This is a genomic window from Paenibacillus sp. GCM10023250, from assembly GCF_042653205.1.
Classification (GTDB): Bacteria; Bacillota; Bacilli; order Paenibacillales; family Paenibacillaceae; genus Paenibacillus_Z.
In genome coordinates this window covers 73,828-90,094 of the sequence record NZ_JBHSHY010000008.1, presented here as the reverse complement: position 1 = coordinate 90,094, position 16,267 = coordinate 73,828, and the positions used below count along the sequence as shown (strand labels likewise).

At 60.2% G+C, this 16,267-nt stretch carries 16 protein-coding genes; 2 read left to right on the top strand and 14 right to left on the bottom strand.

Features of this window, described 5'->3' with window-relative positions; genetic code table 11:
• Positions 1-39 precede the first annotated feature (39 nt).
• Positions 40-3,477 carry a methionine synthase gene (gene metH, locus ACFPB1_RS09455; protein WP_379224406.1) on the bottom strand — a complete coding sequence of 1,146 codons (3,438 nt, stop codon included), beginning with the start codon at positions 3,475-3,477 and terminating at the stop codon, positions 40-42.
• Between the two features lie 232 nt (positions 3,478-3,709).
• Between metH and ACFPB1_RS09450 the strand changes: the two genes are divergently transcribed.
• Positions 3,710-4,246 carry a 1,2-dihydroxy-3-keto-5-methylthiopentene dioxygenase gene (locus ACFPB1_RS09450; RefSeq protein ID WP_379224404.1) on the top strand — a complete coding sequence of 179 codons (537 nt, stop codon included), beginning with the start codon at positions 3,710-3,712 and terminating at the stop codon, positions 4,244-4,246.
• Between the two features lie 206 nt (positions 4,247-4,452).
• Here ACFPB1_RS09450 and ACFPB1_RS09445 read toward each other — a convergent pair whose 3' ends face one another.
• The 5 genes from ACFPB1_RS09445 to ACFPB1_RS09425 form a co-directional block, all read right to left on the bottom strand.
• Entirely contained in the window at positions 4,453-5,238 is a 786-nt protein-coding gene (locus tag ACFPB1_RS09445) for an HAD family hydrolase (protein WP_379224402.1), read from the bottom strand.
• A 24-nt stretch (positions 5,239-5,262) separates the two neighbouring features.
• On the bottom strand, positions 5,263-5,670 hold the full coding sequence (locus ACFPB1_RS09440) for a hypothetical protein (protein ID WP_379224400.1): 408 nt from the start codon (positions 5,668-5,670) through the stop codon (positions 5,263-5,265).
• Positions 5,671-5,856: 186 nt separating this feature from the next.
• Positions 5,857-6,843, bottom strand: a complete 987-nt coding sequence (locus ACFPB1_RS09435; protein WP_379224398.1) for an aldo/keto reductase — start codon at positions 6,841-6,843, stop codon at positions 5,857-5,859.
• A 26-nt stretch (positions 6,844-6,869) separates the two neighbouring features.
• Entirely contained in the window at positions 6,870-7,064 is a 195-nt protein-coding gene (locus ACFPB1_RS09430; RefSeq protein WP_379224396.1) for a DUF896 domain-containing protein, read from the bottom strand.
• 167 nt (positions 7,065-7,231) lie between these two features.
• Positions 7,232-7,615, bottom strand: coding sequence for a LysM peptidoglycan-binding domain-containing protein (locus ACFPB1_RS09425; protein WP_379224394.1), 384 nt, complete (start codon positions 7,613-7,615; stop codon positions 7,232-7,234).
• Positions 7,616-7,805: 190 nt separating this feature from the next.
• Here ACFPB1_RS09425 and lexA point away from each other — a divergent pair, with 190 nt between their 5' ends.
• Complete coding sequence (gene lexA / locus ACFPB1_RS09420) at positions 7,806-8,426, top strand: transcriptional repressor LexA (RefSeq protein WP_379224392.1); 621 nt, start codon at positions 7,806-7,808, stop codon at positions 8,424-8,426.
• A 93-nt stretch (positions 8,427-8,519) separates the two neighbouring features.
• On the opposite strand, the gene ACFPB1_RS09415 is transcribed toward lexA, so the two are convergent.
• From ACFPB1_RS09415 to ACFPB1_RS09380, 8 genes are all read right to left on the bottom strand, one after another.
• The gene (locus tag ACFPB1_RS09415; protein ID WP_379224390.1) at positions 8,520-9,101 is read right to left on the bottom strand and encodes a hypothetical protein; all 582 of its coding nucleotides are present in this window, start codon (positions 9,099-9,101) and stop codon (positions 8,520-8,522) included.
• 212 nt (positions 9,102-9,313) lie between these two features.
• Positions 9,314-10,642 (bottom strand): type I glutamate--ammonia ligase, encoded by a 1,329-nt coding sequence (glnA, locus tag ACFPB1_RS09410; RefSeq protein ID WP_379224388.1) that lies wholly within the window; start codon positions 10,640-10,642, stop codon positions 9,314-9,316.
• A 56-nt stretch (positions 10,643-10,698) separates the two neighbouring features.
• Complete coding sequence (locus tag ACFPB1_RS09405) at positions 10,699-11,109, bottom strand: MerR family transcriptional regulator (protein ID WP_161741990.1); 411 nt, start codon at positions 11,107-11,109, stop codon at positions 10,699-10,701.
• A gap of 62 nt (positions 11,110-11,171) precedes the next feature.
• Positions 11,172-12,431, bottom strand: coding sequence for an aminotransferase class I/II-fold pyridoxal phosphate-dependent enzyme (locus ACFPB1_RS09400; protein WP_379224545.1), 1,260 nt, complete (start codon positions 12,429-12,431; stop codon positions 11,172-11,174).
• Positions 12,432-12,496: 65 nt separating this feature from the next.
• The gene (gene hflX, locus ACFPB1_RS09395) at positions 12,497-13,789 is read right to left on the bottom strand and encodes a GTPase HflX (RefSeq protein ID WP_379224385.1); all 1,293 of its coding nucleotides are present in this window, start codon (positions 13,787-13,789) and stop codon (positions 12,497-12,499) included.
• Positions 13,790-13,827: 38 nt separating this feature from the next.
• Positions 13,828-14,811, bottom strand: a complete 984-nt coding sequence (locus ACFPB1_RS09390; RefSeq protein WP_379224382.1) for an AAA family ATPase — start codon at positions 14,809-14,811, stop codon at positions 13,828-13,830.
• 105 nt (positions 14,812-14,916) lie between these two features.
• Positions 14,917-15,624 carry a YdcF family protein gene (locus ACFPB1_RS09385; protein WP_379224380.1) on the bottom strand — a complete coding sequence of 236 codons (708 nt, stop codon included), beginning with the start codon at positions 15,622-15,624 and terminating at the stop codon, positions 14,917-14,919.
• Entirely contained in the window at positions 15,621-16,175 is a 555-nt protein-coding gene (locus ACFPB1_RS09380; RefSeq protein WP_379224378.1) for a DUF402 domain-containing protein, read from the bottom strand. The genes ACFPB1_RS09385 and ACFPB1_RS09380 overlap by 4 nt, the downstream gene beginning before the upstream one ends.
• Positions 16,176-16,267: the final 92 nt, after the last annotated feature.

The window sequence follows — 16,267 nt, the reverse complement described above, 5'->3', positions numbered from 1 at the left end:
CAAGGTTCATACCAGGCTTCGGAGGGTGGCCGATCTCGGCTATGCTTTCTCGACGTTGAAATACTGCGCTTCCGGATGCGCGAACACCATGGCGGAGACCGACGCTTCCGGCTCCATCATGAAGCCTTCCGTCAAGCGGACTCCGATGTCCTCCGGATGCATGAGCTCGAACAGCGGTTCCTGGTCCTCCAGGTTCGGACAGGCCGGGTACCCGAACGAGACCCGGATGCCTTGGTACCGCGCCCCGTGGCGCTGCTTCATAGTCATCTCCGGCGGATCCGGGAAGCCCCACGTATCGCGCATCATATGATGCACGCGTTCGGCGAGCGCCTCCGCGACCTCGAGCGCCACCGCCTGCAGCGCGTGGGAGCGCAGGTAGTCGCCGTTGTCCTTCAGCTCCCCCGCTTTCTCCCGCACGCCTTCGCCCGCCGTTACCACGAGGAAACCGACGTAATCCATGACGCCGCTGTCCACGGATTTCAAGAAGTCTGCGAGGCACAAGTACGGCTCCACGTGCTGACGCGGGAACGTGAACCGCTTGATCTCGACGCCAGGCCGCTGCGGATCGTAAATGATGATGTCGTTGCCCGCCGACTGCGCGGGGAAGAACCGGTACATGCCGTGCGCCTGCAATTGGCCTTTCGCCGCTTCCTCAAGCAGACCGTCGACCGTTGCCTTCAAACTGACCGCTTTCTCGTTGCCTTCCTTCAGCAGCGCGTCGATGTTGCCCTTCAGCCCCAGGTGATGGCCGAGCAGCATCTGCATGTTGACGTACGGAACGATGTGCGGAATCGGCACGTTCCGAAGGACGTGACGGTCCGTATCCGGCGGGATGTATACAGGCGCGTCCGGCGAGATGTTCGAGCGGACCGCGCGGGTCAGTTCCGGCAGCGGCTTCTTCTCGGCTTCGTCCAGCGCGCCGGACGCCTTGAACGCCGCCATTTCTTCCTCGTACGCGCGGCGATGCGCCGGATCCATCAGTTTATTGGCGATATCGAGGCCGTCCATCGCGTCCTTCGCGTATAGGACGAGACCGTCGTATTCCGGTCCGATCCTCGTCTTCGTGAACTTCCGCGTCAGCGCGGCGCCGCCGACCAGAATCGGCGCGTCGATGCCGGCATTCCGCAAATCCTGCGCCGTCACGACCATCTGCTGCGCCGATTTGACGAGCAAGCCGGAGAGGCCGATCGCGTCGACCGGCTGGCTGCGATATGCTTCAATGAGCTGCTCGGGCGGTACTTTGATGCCGAGGTTAATGATCTTGTAGCCGTTGTTCGAGAGGATGATCTCGACCAGGTTCTTGCCGATGTCGTGCACGTCGCCCTTGACGGTCGCGAGCATGATCTTGCCTTTGACCGCGGATTCCGACTTCTCCATATGCGGCTCGAGGTACGTAACGGACGCCTTCATCACCTCGGCGCTCTGGAGCACCTCTGCGACGATCAGCTCGTTGTTGTTGAACAGCCGTCCGACTTCCTCCATGCCCTTCATGAGCGGGCCGTTGATGATGTCAAGCGGCGGGTACTTGCCGAGCGCTTCGTCCAGGTCCGGGAAAAGTCCTTCCTTCGTGCCCTCCACGATATACGAGGCGAGCCGCTCCTCGAGGGTCAGGGTGGAGACCTTCTCCTTCTTCTCGACTTTCTTCTCGCGGAACGCGGCGACGAACGCGGCGAGCGTCTCGTCGTTCGTGTTGTAGATCAGGTCTTCCGCCAAGCGCCGTTCCTCTTCCGGAATGGACGCGTACCGTTCCAGCTTCTCCGTGTTCACGATCGCATAATCGAGGCCGGCCTTCGTCGTGTGGTAGAGATAGACCGAGTTCAGCACTTCGCGGCCGGCGTCGGGCAAGCCGAACGAAATGTTGCTGAGGCCGAGAATCGTCTTCGCGCGCGGGTACTTGGCTTTGATCATCTTGATCCCTTCGATCGTCTCGACGGCGGAGCCGATGTACTGCGGATCGCCGGAGCCGACCGGGAACATGTTCGGGTCGAAAATGATGTCTTCCGGCTGCATGCCGTACTTCTCCGTCAGCAGCTCGTACGCGCGCGTTGCCACTTCCATCTTCGCTTCGCGCGACACCGCCTGGCCGCGTTCGTCGATCAGGATGCAGACGACCGCCGCCCCGTAACGGTGGATGAGCGGCAGGATCTTCTCGAACTTCGACTCGCCGTCCTCCAGGTTGATGGAATTGATGATCGCCTTGCCCTGCGAATATTTGAGCCCAAGCTCGATGATATGGTCGTACGTGGAATCGAGCATGAGCGGCACTTTGATTTTTTTGACGACCTCCGGCAGGAACCGCTTTACGGCGTAAGCCTCGTCGATGTCCGTGTCCTGCAGGTTGATGTCGATGACTTGCGCGCCGCCCTTGACCTGGGCGCGGGCGATTTCCGACGCCTCGTCGAATTTCTCTTCTTTAATAAGGCGTTTGAATTTCCGCGAGCCGGAAATGTTCGTCCGTTCCCCGATCATGATCGGGCGGTTCTCATCCTCGATATACACCGTCTCGATGCCGGATACGGCCGGCGGGTGGTCGCCGTATTGGCTGCGCGGCGCGTAGTTCGCGAGCGTCTCGGCCAGCTCCTTGATATGCGCCGGGGTCGTGCCGCAGCAGCCGCCCGCGATGTTCAGCCAGCCGTTCTCGGCGAAATCGGCGATCTTCTTCGCGAGCGATGCCGGCGACTCGTGGTAGTTGCCGTTCTCGTCCGGCAGGCCCGCGTTCGGATAACAGCTGACCGCGGTGCGGGCGATGCCCGCGAGCGAACGGATATGGTCGCGCATGAACTCTGGTCCCGTGGCGCAGTTGAGGCCGATCGAGACCGGATTCATATGCTCGAGCGAAATGTAGAACGATTCGATGTTCTGCCCCGCGAGCGTCGTGCCCATCGGTTCGATCGTGCCCGAGATCATGAGCGGCAGCGTCTTGCCTGCCGCCTCGAAGGCGCGCTGAATGCCGATCGTGCCGGCTTTGACGTTCAGCGTATCCTGAGACGTCTCCAGCAGCATCGCGTCTACGCCGCCTTCGATAAGCGCGATTGCCTGTTCGTAATAGCTGTCGACGAGCTCGTCGAACGTCACGCCGCCGGTGACGGAGAGCGTCTTCGTCGTCGGCCCGAGCGCGCCGGCCACGAACCGCGGCTTGTCCGGCGTGGAGTACTTATCCGCCGCGTCGCGAGCCAGCTTCGCGGCCGCCAGGTTGATCTCCCTGGCTTTCTCCGGGATGTCGTATTCCGCCAGCACGACGCTCGTCGCGCCGAACGTATTCGTTTCGAGAATATCCGCGCCCGCGGCCAAATATTCCTCATGTATGTCGCGGATGACGTCCGGACGGGTCAGCACGAGCATCTCGTTGCAGCCCTCCAGCTCGTCGCCGCCAAAGTCATCCGGACCGAGGTCGCGCTGCTGAATCATCGTTCCCATGGCACCGTCCAAGATGAGAATGCGCTTCCCTAGCTCTTCTTTGATTGTCGGTTTCGTCATTGATGCACTTCCCTTCCGAAGCTGCCGCTCGCCGCCGAACCTTCGTTCAAGGGCTGGTCAAGGTTCAGCTCAAAAAATCATTTCCCTATACTCTACCAGAATTCGTCCCCGGTGAAAAGGCATGTTCATCCGTATCGAAAAGCCTCCGCAGCGCCGGTCGACAGGTCCCGGAATATGTTCTATACTTATTCATATCGGAATTACGATCTTATTGAAGGAAGCAGGGATTCGCATGGCAGAAATCCGTATTCGCAACACGAACGAACGCATTACCGGCGAAGCGAACGTCCGGGCGTTTTTGGACAAACAGGAAGTGCTGTACGAGCACTGGGACGCTTCCAAGCTCCCGGCCGAACTGCAGGACAAATTCGTCCTGAGCGACGAAGAGAAGGCGACGATTCTGACGACGTTCGACGCCGAGATCCGCGACCTCGCCGCCCGCCGCGGGTATCAGATTTGGGACGTGATCTCCCTCTCCGACGCCACCCCGAACATCGAAGAGCTGCTGAAGAAATTCGAGCAGATCCATACGCATACCGAAGACGAAATTCGGGGCATCGTATCCGGCCGCGGCATCTTCATCATTAAAGGCGACGAGGAGACGGGCTACTTCGACGTCGAGCTCGAAGCCGGCGATGTCATTTCCGTGCCGGAGAACAAGAACCACTTCTTCACGCTGATGGACAGCCGCCAGATCATCGCCGTCCGCCTGTTCATTGAGAAAGACGGCTGGATTGCGCACAACGTCGAAGACCCGGCGTTCGCGTAAGCGCACCGCTCCTTATGAGCCCTAGGCTCGAGCCACCGCAACCATGCAAAAAAAGAGACCCGTCCATCGCCATCGACGCGTCTCTTTTTTTACTGGCCGCATACTTTTGAATGCATGTTGTTCAATGCATTCTGTTGGTTGCTTGCCGCAGGTCTCGCTATCGGCTCCGGCATCCCTGCCGAAGTCCGGCCGATGGCCGCGAACGGCTACGCCAGCAGGGGCAGCAGTTCCGACAAATGCTTGATTTCATGCGTAGGGATGATGTCGTCCGTGCGCGTCGCGCCGTGGCGATTGACCCACACCGAGGTCATGCCGATCGTGTTCGCGCCGAGAATGTCGGTCGTCAGCTTGTCGCCGACCATGATGCCGTGCTCTGGCTCGATGCCGAGCCGCTCCAGCGCATGACGGAAAATGTCCGCAGACGGCTTGCCCTTGCCGAACTCGCCCGAAATCACGATATGGTCGAAGTACGGGACGATGTCGGGCACGCCGGCGAGCTTCTCGCGCTGCAGGTCCGGCGAACCGTTCGTCAGCAGCAGCAGCTTGTACTTCCCTTTCAACTCGTTAAGCACCTCGAACGTCTCTTCGTACACGTACGGCCGTTTGCGCCGCTCCGCCGGGAACTGCTCCGCCAGCTCGGCGCCTAGCGCTTCGTCATTCACGCCGAGCGCCTGCAGGCCGCGGGTCCATGCGTCCTTGCGGTAACCGGGCGCGAGCGCTCCAAGCTTGCGGAACTCCTCCTGCTCACCTTCCAGGAAGTTCGCCCACAACCCTTCGAAAGGGTTAATGCCGATCATTTTCGTAAACGGAAACGTCTCGTACGATTCATAGAGCGCACGCGCTTCGCGGCGGACGGCTTCCTCCAGTGCTCTGGCGTCGACGCCGGTAAGGGCCGCCGCCGCCGCGCAGGTCGCGTCGAACGCTTCCTGCACGCTGCGGTCGTCCCATAGGAGCGTATCGTCCAGATCGAACAAAACTGCTTGTTTGGCCATGGTTCCTGTTGCACTCCACTCTGGTTATTTTTCGGTAAACGGAATTGCGTTCTGTTCCGCGAAGACTTTCAAGCGCGAAGCCATTTGCTCCGTCGGATAGCGGTTCATGACGCGGGAGAACACCCAGTTGCCGCCCTTGTGCTGCTCGATGACGATGTAGCCCTTCTGCGCGTTGATACCCTTGATGTTGCTGACGTAGATGTTGCGATCCCCCGTGAACCGGCGGGAACGGACGAAATCGCGGCCGACCGCCAGATACGGGCGGCGCAGGACGAACAAACCCGCGAGCAGCACGTAGCACCCGATCGTCACCCAGAACATCGTATCGCCCTGCTTGAACGCGTCGGACGTGACCGTCACGATCACGTAGAACAGAATGAAGAGCAGCAGGAACGCCGGCATTAAAAAACTGCGTCCCTTAAAGGTGTCCACCCCAGCCGCGCCTCCGGACTTGGCGGCGGCCATTAACGGGGCTTCTCCGCGCTTCTTTCGCTGTTTGTTGATTAATTCCTGGTTTTTTTGCACTTTACGCTGCCACGATCTGGACACGAATGAACCCCCTCAACATGATGCAAACCCATCTCTCGTTCACTTGCTTCTTCCTATGTAAACGCACGGTCAGAACGGACGGGCGAATTTGGCGATGAACCGGTTCGGATATTCGCTCGGAAGCGCACTCGCTTCGTCGAGGGCGTTCCATATCTCGTCCGGCATCGTCCAGCCGGCCGCGCCCATGTTCTCTTCGTATTGCGCAAGCGTGCTCGCCCCGAAGATCGGCGATGTGATGCCTTCGCGCCGCAGCAGCCAGGCCAGTGCGACCTGCGCCGGCGTCTTGCCCAATTCCTTTGCCGCGGACTGCACCGCCTCGAGTACGGCGAAGTTTTTGTCGGACGCGCGCAGCGCCCACGAGCTCTCGCCCTGCTTGGCGGTCAAGCGTCCGCTGGACGGTTCCTCGCGGGTGTAGCGGCCCGTCAGGAACCCACCGCCGAGCGGCGCCCACGGAATGACGCCGACGTTCTCCTCCAGGCATAAGGACATCATCTCGCGGTCCATCTCGCGGCTTACGAGACTGTACTGCGGCTGAATCGACACGAACCGGGCGTAACGCTCGCGGTCGCTGACGGCCAGCGACTTCATCAGCTGCCACGCGAAGAAATTCGAGCAGCCGATGTAGCGAACTTTCCCCGCCGTGATCAAGTCGTCCAGCGCGCGGAGCGTCTCTTCGATCGGCGTCGCGTGGTCCCAGACATGCACCTGATAGAGGTCGATGTAGTCGGTGTCCAGCCGCTTCAGGCTTGCTTCCGCCGCGTCCATGATATGCTTGCGCGAGACGCCGCCGCTGTTCGGGTGCGCGCCTGTCATGAACCGGACCTTCGTCGCCAGCACCGTTTCCGCGCGCCGGCCCTTGATCGCTTTGCCGACGATCTCCTCCGACTTGCCCTGCACGTATACGTTCGCGGTATCCAGGAAATTGCCGCCCCGGTCCAGGAAATCATGGACCATCGCGATGGAATCCGCTTCGCTCGTCGTGTTGCCGAACGTCATCGTGCCCAGGCAGAGTTCCGACACCGCAAGACCGCTGCGGCCCAATAGCCGATATCGCATTCGGTTACCCCTCCTCGAATATTCGCTTAATGCTTGATGGAATCGTCGTTTTCTTCGTCTTCCGCCCACTTGATCGTATCCAGCTGGTTGCGGAAGTTGCGTTTGAAATTGTCCAGGTAGATGCGGCGCAGCTCGTCGCGTTCCGCAAGCTCCTCCGCCGTCAGCCCGACCGATTTATTCTTTCGGGAAAGCTCGTTGATGCGAGCGATGATTTTCTCCATGCAGGTCTTCTCCTCTCGTCCTTCGGGCAATATCCCATCCTTTACTTTGACATTTTATAACGGTCATTGTCAAGGCAAGGCAGCCTCCTCGCAGAGCTGGACATCACCGAACGGAAGAAAAGACCGAACGAATGCGTTCGGTCTTCGTCGTCTGCTTATGCCCGGCGCTACTCCCGGTCTTCCGCAGGTATAATGAGCGTCTGGCCAGCCCGTAAGGAAGAGGAGCTTAAATTGTTCCGCTTCTGCAAATCGTAGACCGTTCGGCGAATATCTTCGCCTTCCTTGCGCACGCTGCTGGCGATGTCCCACAGCGTATCGCCGGCTCCGACAACGATGGTCTGCTCGCCTTCCGCCGGCACGGCGGGAAGGTCGCTGTCCGCGTGTCCCTTCATTAAAGTGAGCCCAACGAACAGCAGGACGAAAAACAGCGAGGCGGCGGCGAGACGGAGCAACAGCCGTTCAATGGCGCGCTCCTTGCGCGATACGTTCGCTTTGCGAACGGCGGGTTTCTTATTGGTATAAGCAGTCGAGTATGTCGAGATTGTTTGCATGATCATCAGCACCCCAAACATTTGTTCTGTTTATGCACTCAGCTTAACACGAACATCCGTTTGGCGTCAATCACTTTTTAGAACATTTGTTCGCCATTCGATGCGAACCTGTGTTTCTCGAACTTATGTTTGTACGAACTCCGGTTCTGTGCTATAATTTTACACAAATGAACCTTATGGAGTGATTCCGGTGTCGAAACTTTCAACCCGCCAGCAGGCGATCCTAGAATTCATCAAGACGGAAGTCCGGGATAAAGGTTACCCCCCTTCCGTGCGCGAGATCGGCGAAGCGGTCGGACTTGCTTCCAGCTCGACCGTTCATGGCCACTTGGACCGGCTGGAGAAGAAAGGCCTGATCCGGCGCGACCCGACCAAACCGCGCGCGATCGAAATTCTGGACGGCGAGGGCAACGAGATTCCGTTCCCGCTCGCGATCGCCAAAGTGCCGGTCGTCGGTAAGGTTACCGCCGGCGTGCCGATCACCGCGACGGAGAACATCGAGGATTACTTCCCGCTGCCGGCAGACAAAGTCGGCGACGATACGGTCTTCATTCTGAATGTCATCGGCGAGAGCATGATCGAGGCGGGCATTCACGACGGCGACTACGTCATCGTCCGCCAGCAGCAGAACGCGAACAACGGCGATATCGTCGTCGCCATGACGGAAGAAGACGAAGCCACGGTCAAAACCTTCTACAAAGAAAAGGATCATATCCGCCTGCAGCCAGAGAACGCCACGATGGAACCGATTCGGCTCCGCAATGTCAGCATTCTTGGCAAGGTCATCGGACTCTTCCGCGACATCCATTAATGGGTTAACAAGCAAGGGGCAGCCTCCCGCTTTCACGAGCGCGGCGGCTGCCCCTTTTTTGTGCTTGGTGCCCGCATGAATCGCAGATGTCACCTAACCTCCTAATTCCCGGAACAATAGGTTACGGTAAGTGAACGGGCTGCTGCGGTATTTAAAGTTCAATTCGACGCCGGAGAATCGGATCCGCACCGACTTGAGCGCCGCGGTCTTCACTTTTCGTCGAACGAGGCAGCGAACCGTCGCCAGCCGATTGCCGTTAATCGCCGCCGCTACCGCGGCCGCGTAAGCTGTCGATCGGGCGAGCGCCCGGTAGAATGGCAGCACGGCTCGCGCGATCGCTTGATGGATCGGCGTCGAGAACGTGAACTGCGTCGAACCAGGCGGAATCGTCGTGCCGTTGGTATACGTGCTGATCGGATCCGGGAATCCGATATCGACGAAATACCCGATCGCGTTCGTCGAGAACCCGTCCCGTTTCGTAAACGTCGTCACCGACTTGAACAACCGAAGCAGCGTGTTGAGATCGCCCCGCCTTACCGCCTTCGACCATCGCAGTGCGAAGCAGCGGTTCGTCGCGATTTTCGTATAGAAGGGAACCATGACGGCAGCCACGCGTGACAGCGTCGAGCCGCTCACCTTGAACGCCCCGCCGTTCGCCTTCGTTTTCCCGGCCATCGGTGCCACACCCTTTCGTCGTACTCGGATAGGGCATACTATGCGGCCGCGAACGTCCCAGTGCGGAGGATCGATCGGGAGCGGTTCTCCCGTTCGAAGAGCTTTGTCCTGTATAAGCGCTAAGCTTCATCCCGGTCCCAACGTGCCTTCGACGACAAAAAAACCTTCGGCGCCAATGGCGCCAAAGGGTTCGGTTCTGCTTCGCGTGAAACTTAGTACAACGACAGGTACTGGTCTCTTTCCCACTCGTGGACTTGCGTGCGGTACATGTCCCACTCGATTTCCTTCAGCTCGTAGAAGTGCGCCAGCGCGTGGTCGCCCAGCGCGTCGACCATGACTTCGCTGCGCAGCAGCTCCGTCAGCGCTTCCTTCAGGTCGTCCGGCAAGCTCGGAATGCCTTCGTCGATCCGCTCTTCGTCGGTCATCACGTAGATGTTGCGATCCGTTGGCGCAGGCAGCGGCAGCTTATTGCGAATGCCGTCGAGGCCGGCCTTCAGCATGACAGCAAGCGCGAGATACGGGTTCGCCGCCGGATCCGGGTTGCGCACCTCGATGCGCGTGCTGACGCCGCGGGAAGCCGGAATACGGATCATCGGGCTGCGGTTGCTCGCCGACCATGCCACGTAGCATGGCGCTTCGTAGCCAGGCACCAGACGCTTGTACGAGTTGACAGTCGGGTTCGTGATCGCTGCGAACGCGCGGGCGTGCCGCAGGACGCCGGCCATATAATAACGCGCCGTCTGGCTGAGCCCCAGCTTGTCGCTTTCATCGTAGAACGCGTTCTCGCTGCCGCGGAACAGCGACTGGTGGCAGTGCATCCCGGAGCCGTTGACGCCGAACAGCGGTTTCGGCATGAACGAGGCGTGCAGGCCGTGCTGGCGGGCGATCGTCTTGACGACGAGCTTGAACGTTTGGATTTGGTCGGCCGCCTTGACCGCGTCCGCGTATTTGAAGTCGATCTCGTGCTGGCCCGGCGCCACTTCGTGGTGGGACGCTTCGATCTCGAAACCCATCTCTTCGAGCGTCAGCACGATCTCGCGGCGGCAGTTCTCGCCGAGATCCATCGGCGCGAGGTCGAAGTAGCCGCCTTGGTCGTTAAGCTCGGTCGTCGGATTGCCGTTCGCGTCCGTCTTGAACAGGAAGAACTCCGGTTCCGGACCGACGTTCATCGACGTGAAGCCGAGCTCTTCCGCCTCTTTCAGCACGCGCTTCAAAATGCCGCGCGGATCGCCGGCGAACGGCGTGCCGTCCGGCATGTACACATCGCAAATCAGGCGCGCGATGCGGTCCTCGGCCACCCATGGGAAGACGACCCACGTGTCCAGATCCGGATACAGGTACATGTCGGATTCCTCGATACGTACGTAGCCCTCGATGGACGAGCCGTCGAACATCATTTTGTTGTCCAACGCTTTATCCAGCTGGCTGACCGGAATTTCGACGTTCTTGATCGTGCCGAGCAAGTCGGTGAACTGCAGACGGATAAAACGGACGTTCTGTTCCTGGGCGATGCGGCGAATGTCATCTTTCGTATAGCTCACGGGATCATCTCCTCAGTCTTCGTAGTATTGTGCGAATCTTGCGGCGTCGCGCGACGTTACTTTTTGTTATAGAAACGGGACAGCTGGCCTTGGATCAAAGACGCCTTGCCCGGTCTCTTCTCCAACAGCTGCTGTTTGAGCAGGCGGTGCAGCTGCGCGTCGGAAAGCTCGCGCCGTTTCACTTCCGACAGTTCGCTGACGACCGTGGCGTCCTCCGATTCCTTGGAGACCGGATTCATGACCTGCTTGATGCCGGCGATATTGACGCCTTTTTCGATCAACGATTTGATTTCCAGCAGCCGTTCGACGTCGTTAAATGAGAACAACCGCTGATTGCCGGAAGTACGGGCGGGTACGATCAGCTCGTGCTGCTCGTAGTACCGGATCTGCCTGGCGGTCAAGTCGGTCAGCTTCATCACGATGCCGATCGGAAAGAGCGCCATATTCCTGCGAATTTCGTCACCCATGTCGCATCAACCTTCCAGTAACTGATTGTATGCTCTCATTGTACCGCCATGCCAAAAACATGTCAAGTTGTGTGAGGTTTTGTGTGAGGTTTAATTACAATCAACTCTCGCTCGGCAAGGACGGATAGAGCATTCAGAACCCCGTATTTGACATGGGCGTATGTCAGCCCGCCCTGCATATAGGCGATGTACGGCTCACGGATCGGCGCGTCCGCCGACAGCTCCAGACTGCCGCCCTGCATGAACGTGCCTGCCGCCATGATGACGGGATGCTCGTAGCCCGGCATGTCCCACGGCTCGGGCACGACATGGGCGTCGACCGCCGACGCGCGCTGGACGCCCTGGACGAACGCGATCAGCTGGTCAGCCTCCTTGAAGCGGATCGCCTGGATGAGATCGGTGCGCGGCGCGTCGAAGCGCGGGTTGGTCTCGAAGCCGAGCAGCTCGAACATTGCCGCCCCGAACACGCTTCCCTTAAGGGCTTGTCCGACCAGATGCGGCGCGAGGAACAAGCCTTGGAACATCGCGCGCAGCGTGCCGAGCGTCGCTCCGACTTCACCCCCGATGCCCGGCGCCGTCAGACGGTAAGCCGTCAGCTCGACCGCCTCCCTGGTGCCGGCCACGTACCCGCCGGTCGGGGCGAGACCGCCGCCCGGATTCTTGATCAGCGAGCCGGCCATGAGGTCGACGCCGACCTGCGTCGGCTCGAGCTCCTCCGTGAACTCGCCGTAACAGTTGTCTACGAACACGTAGACGTCGGGTTTCAACGCTTTCGCGCGCGCGACCATCTCGCCGATCTGCGCGACCGTATACGACGTACGCCAATCGTAGCCGCGCGAACGCTGAATGCCGATGACGCGCGTCCGCTCCGTGATGCGGGCCGCGACGGCGTCCCAGTCGATTGAACCATCGGCAAGCGGCGCGACCTCTCCGTATCCGATGCCGAAGTCCTGCAGCGAGCCCTTGCCGTCGCCGGGCTTGCCGATCACTTTATGAAGCGTATCGTACGGACGTCCGGTGATGTAGAGCAGCTCGTCCCCCGGACGAAGCAGCCCGAACAGCGCGCAGCTGATCGTATGCGTCCCGGACACGAAATGCGGCCGAACGAGCGCCGCCTCGGCGCCCATCACGTCCGCGTAGACCAGATCGAGCACCTCCCGGCCGCGGTCGTTGTACCCGTAACCGGTCGAGCCGTTAAAATGAAAGTCGCTTACCCGATGCTTCTGGAACGCATCGATGACTTTCCACTGATTGCGTTCGGCGATGCCGTCGAGCGAACGAAAAACAGGGGCGGCCTGCTGCTCCGCAGCCTCCGCCCACATCGTCAACGTTTGCCAATGATTTCCTTGCTGTCTCACGATTCCGGTCTCTCCTCATTCGCGTTTGCTTATGGCTGCCGCACGTAGTCGTCGAGCTTATGCCCGTGCAGCGCGTAATCCTGCTTGTTCAATTGTACCGTCATCAGCATCGTCTCGCCGTCGACCGACTGCTCGAGCACCTCGCCCGACCGGTAGGCCAAAGCGATGAGATCGCCCCGTTCCGCGGGCAGCGCGAACGTGCGGGTATCCCCAGTCAGCTTGTCCTGCACCGCTTGGCGCAGCCGCTCCAGATCGCCCGGATTGAAGGCGCTGATCGCGAGCGTATCCGGCCCGTTCGCCGGCACGAGCTGCGGACCGTTTGCGCCGACGAGGTCGATCTTGTTGTACACCGTCACCTGCGGCTTGCCGGCGGCGCCGAGCTCGCCCAGGATGCGCTGCACGACCTCCATCTGCTCCTCGCGCATGTCCGAGGCGCTGTCGACGACATGCAGGACGAGGTCCGCTTCGAGCACCTCTTCCAGCGTGGCGCGGAACGCCGCGATCAGGTCGTGCGGGAGATTCTGGATGAATCCGACGGTATCCGTCAGTACGACTTCCTTGCCGCTCGGCAGCTTCCAGCTGCGCGACGTCGGATCCAGCGTGGCGAACAGCTGGTTCTCCACGTAAACATCCGCCTGCGTCAGCTCCCGCAGCAGCGTCGACTTCCCGGCGTTCGTGTAACCGACGAGCGCGACCTGCTGGACGCCCGATTTCCTCCGGCGTTCGCGGTGCAAATTGCGGTGCCGGACGACTTCCTCGAGCGTATGCTTCAAATCCGTGATCCGGGCGCGGATGTGACGGCGGTCGGTCTCAAGCTTCGATTCGCCAGGACCGCGCGTCCCGATCCCCCCGCCGAGCCGGGAGAGGTTCTTGCCGTGGCCCGACAGCCGCGGCAGCAGGTAGCTGAGCTGCGCCAGCTCGACCTGAATGATGCCCTCCCGCGTCTTGGCGCGCTGGGCGAAGATGTCGAGGATCAGCTGCGTGCGGTCGATAATCTTCAGATCCAGCGCTTCCTCCAAATTGCGCACTTGGGCGCCGGAGAGCTCCTGATCGAAGATCGCCGTCGTGGCACCGAGCTCATCCGCGGCTGCGCGTAGCTCCTCGACCTTGCCTTTGCCGATGAACCACTTCGTGTCGACCTTCTCCTTGTTCTGCGTCAAAGACGCCAGCACCTCGACGCCCGCCGTCTCGGCGAGGCTGACCAGCTCGCGCAGCGAAAGCTCCGGATCGCCGGAGCCCCGCTTAATGTCCGGCGTGACGAGGCTGACGAGAATCGCCCGCTCCCTCGCGTCCGTATCCGTATCGTATGTCGTTGGCCGCATTGATGTCGTCTATCGCTCCTTATTCATTCGGCAGTCGGTCATTTCTCCCACTTCAGATCCTCGGGCCGCACGGACATCAGCTCCTGCTTGCCCGGGGAACCGGTCGGATATTGGGTCATTAAACGGACCGCTTGATGCCGAAACGCCTTCTCGATAATATTGCGCACGTAGCGCGCGTTGCTAAAGGCGAACATGGACATCGCCTTCTCTTGCATCAGATGCTGGCGCAGCTTGAAGAGCGATTGCGGCATCAGCGCGTAATCCCGGTTCTTGGCCATCAGCTCGGCGATCTGGATCAGCTGGTCGATCGAGTAATCGGGGAAATCGATCTGGATCGGGAAGCGAGACGGCAGCCCGGGATTCGTCATCAGGAAATGCTCGATTTCAAGCGGGTAACCAGCCAGAATGAGCACGAACTGGTTGCGGTAATCCTCCATCGCCTTCACGAGCGTGTCGATCGCTTCCTTGCCGAAGTCCTTCTCGCCGCCGCGCGCCAGGCTGTACGCTTCGTCCACAAACAGGACGCCTCCGAGCGCCTTGCGCACGAGATCGCGCGTTTTCTGCGCGGTATGGCCGATGTATTCGCCGACGAGATCGGCCCGCTCCACCTCGATCATATGGCCTTTGGTCAGCACGCCCATCTTCTGGAACAGCTTCGCGACGATGCGCGCGATGGTCGTCTTGCCCGTGCCGGGATTGCCCGTGAAAATCATATGGTACACATGCGAGCCGCCCGACAAGCCGGCGTCGGAACGCATCCGGCTGATCTGCAGCAGCGCATAGATCTCGTATATCAGCGTCTTGACGTTCTCCAGCCCGACCATGGGATCGAGTTCGCGTTGAATGTCGAGGAACGGATCGCCCGGCGTCAGCGGCCTGGCCGCCGGCGCTTGTTCGCTCTCCAGCTGCGGAGGCGAGCTGCCGGTAGTTGCGAACGTCTCGCTGTTGCGAAGGACTACATTGATTTGGCGGGCGGGCCGCCCATTGCCGCCGCCGCCGGAAGTTACGACTCGATCGTCCATGTCTGCTCCATCACCTATCCTTCACTGGATCGTTGGCATCTAATCCATTATATTCTAGCGATGGCAGGCATATTAACAGATTCCAGCCGAGCCCGGGAGCGCGCTTCAGAAGGAATCCGGGAGCCGGAAGCCGAGCCGCATCAGCTGCTCGTCGACCTTCCACTTGGTGAACGCCAACACCTCGCGGGAGTAGTTATACGTCACGTTCAGCACCTTCGACTTTCGGCCGAGCACCGTCGTATTCGCCTTGGGATAGTCCAAGTAGTCCGCAATATCCTCGGACCGCGGCGCATGGAAATCGTGGGTGACGACGAGCAGCCGCTTCCATCCCCGCTTCGCGGCGAGCGGCTTGCTGAACAATAAATTCTCGTAAGTACTCCGGGCGTCGTTCTCGAGCACCATAGCAGCGGCCGGGACGCCCTTGGCCGCTAAATAATTCCGCATGCCCTCCGCTTCGGTCAGCGTGGAGCCGTTATGGTCGAGGCCGCCCGACAGGATGAAATGGCCGAACAGCCCCTGCTTGTACAGCTCGAAGGCGTAATCGAGCCGCTCCTGCAAGCCGGGGCTTGGCTGATCGGACCAAAGCGCCGCGCCGAGGACGATCGCGGCGTCCGCTTTGGGGACCGGCTTCGGCAGCTCGTACCCGGCGATCAGCCAGAGCAGGTAGGCGCACCAGAAGGCGCCGAACGCCGCCACCCAGGCGCAGATCCGCAGAATGAAGACGAACGGGCGGAATTTTCTGCGGGAGCTGCGTTTGGGCGAACGCTTGGACGAGTGCTTGGACGAGCGCTTGGAGACGGCGGCCGCGTTCACGACTCGCTGAGCTCCCCGCTCTGCGCCAGCGTCTTGCGATGCTTCAGGCTTAACGTGAAATACCGGAACCGTCCGTTCCGTATCGTCGACAGCAGCCGCCCGGCCGTCTTGCGGGCGAGCGCGGCGTCCTTGTTCGTGACCGCTCCCTGCGTCACGGCTTCCTCGAGCTCGTCTTCGTCCAGCAGGAAGACCTCTCCGCTCGGCAGCACGACGACGTCCAGATATAGATCGTCGAACCATGGCACCTGCTGATCGGTCAGCCCCTGCGTCTTGCAAATATCGATATACCATTGAACGACGCGGTTCTTATCGTCGAACATCGTCGTGACGACAAAGTGCTCGCCGCGGGGGAAATGCTGCATCCACAAATATCCGCGGTCGGCAAGGCATAATTTACGTCCGTTGTATTCTTTCCACAACGGCTCGCGCAATTCATGGATCCGGTAAAAGGTGACCAAGCCCTTGAACTCATCCCCGTCCATGTTCAGGCACGTATAGCTTCTGCGCAAAATGCGGCGCCAATTGGCCCGGTCAGAAAATTTTCGCTTCATACGGAACGACCTTTCCGTTAGGATCTCGCTTCATTTGCTGCGCGGTACGTCAACCAAGCGGCAGGACGATGTCCCTCGTCGAAATGAAACGG

Excerpts from the sequence above, each read along its gene's own strand:
- metH (WP_379224406.1), bottom strand. The coding sequence starts at position 3,477 with ATGACGAAACCGACAATCAAAGAAGAGCTAGGGAAGCGCATTCTCATC.
- ACFPB1_RS09450 (WP_379224404.1), top strand. The coding sequence starts at position 3,710 with ATGGCAGAAATCCGTATTCGCAACACGAACGAACGCATTACCGGCGAA.
- ACFPB1_RS09445 (WP_379224402.1), bottom strand. The coding sequence starts at position 5,238 with ATGGCCAAACAAGCAGTTTTGTTCGATCTGGACGATACGCTCCTATGG.
- ACFPB1_RS09435 (WP_379224398.1), bottom strand. The coding sequence starts at position 6,843 with ATGCGATATCGGCTATTGGGCCGCAGCGGTCTTGCGGTGTCGGAACTC.
- ACFPB1_RS09430 (WP_379224396.1), bottom strand. The coding sequence starts at position 7,064 with ATGGAGAAAATCATCGCTCGCATCAACGAGCTTTCCCGAAAGAATAAA.
- ACFPB1_RS09425 (WP_379224394.1), bottom strand. The coding sequence starts at position 7,615 with ATGCAAACAATCTCGACATACTCGACTGCTTATACCAATAAGAAACCC.
- ACFPB1_RS09415 (WP_379224390.1), bottom strand. The coding sequence starts at position 9,101 with ATGGCCGGGAAAACGAAGGCGAACGGCGGGGCGTTCAAGGTGAGCGGC.
- ACFPB1_RS09405 (WP_161741990.1), bottom strand. The coding sequence starts at position 11,109 with ATGGGTGACGAAATTCGCAGGAATATGGCGCTCTTTCCGATCGGCATC.
- ACFPB1_RS09400 (WP_379224545.1), bottom strand. The coding sequence starts at position 12,431 with ATGTGGGCGGAGGCTGCGGAGCAGCAGGCCGCCCCTGTTTTTCGTTCG.
- hflX (WP_379224385.1), bottom strand. The coding sequence starts at position 13,789 with ATGCGGCCAACGACATACGATACGGATACGGACGCGAGGGAGCGGGCG.
- ACFPB1_RS09390 (WP_379224382.1), bottom strand. The coding sequence starts at position 14,811 with ATGGACGATCGAGTCGTAACTTCCGGCGGCGGCGGCAATGGGCGGCCC.
- ACFPB1_RS09380 (WP_379224378.1), bottom strand. The coding sequence starts at position 16,175 with ATGAAGCGAAAATTTTCTGACCGGGCCAATTGGCGCCGCATTTTGCGC.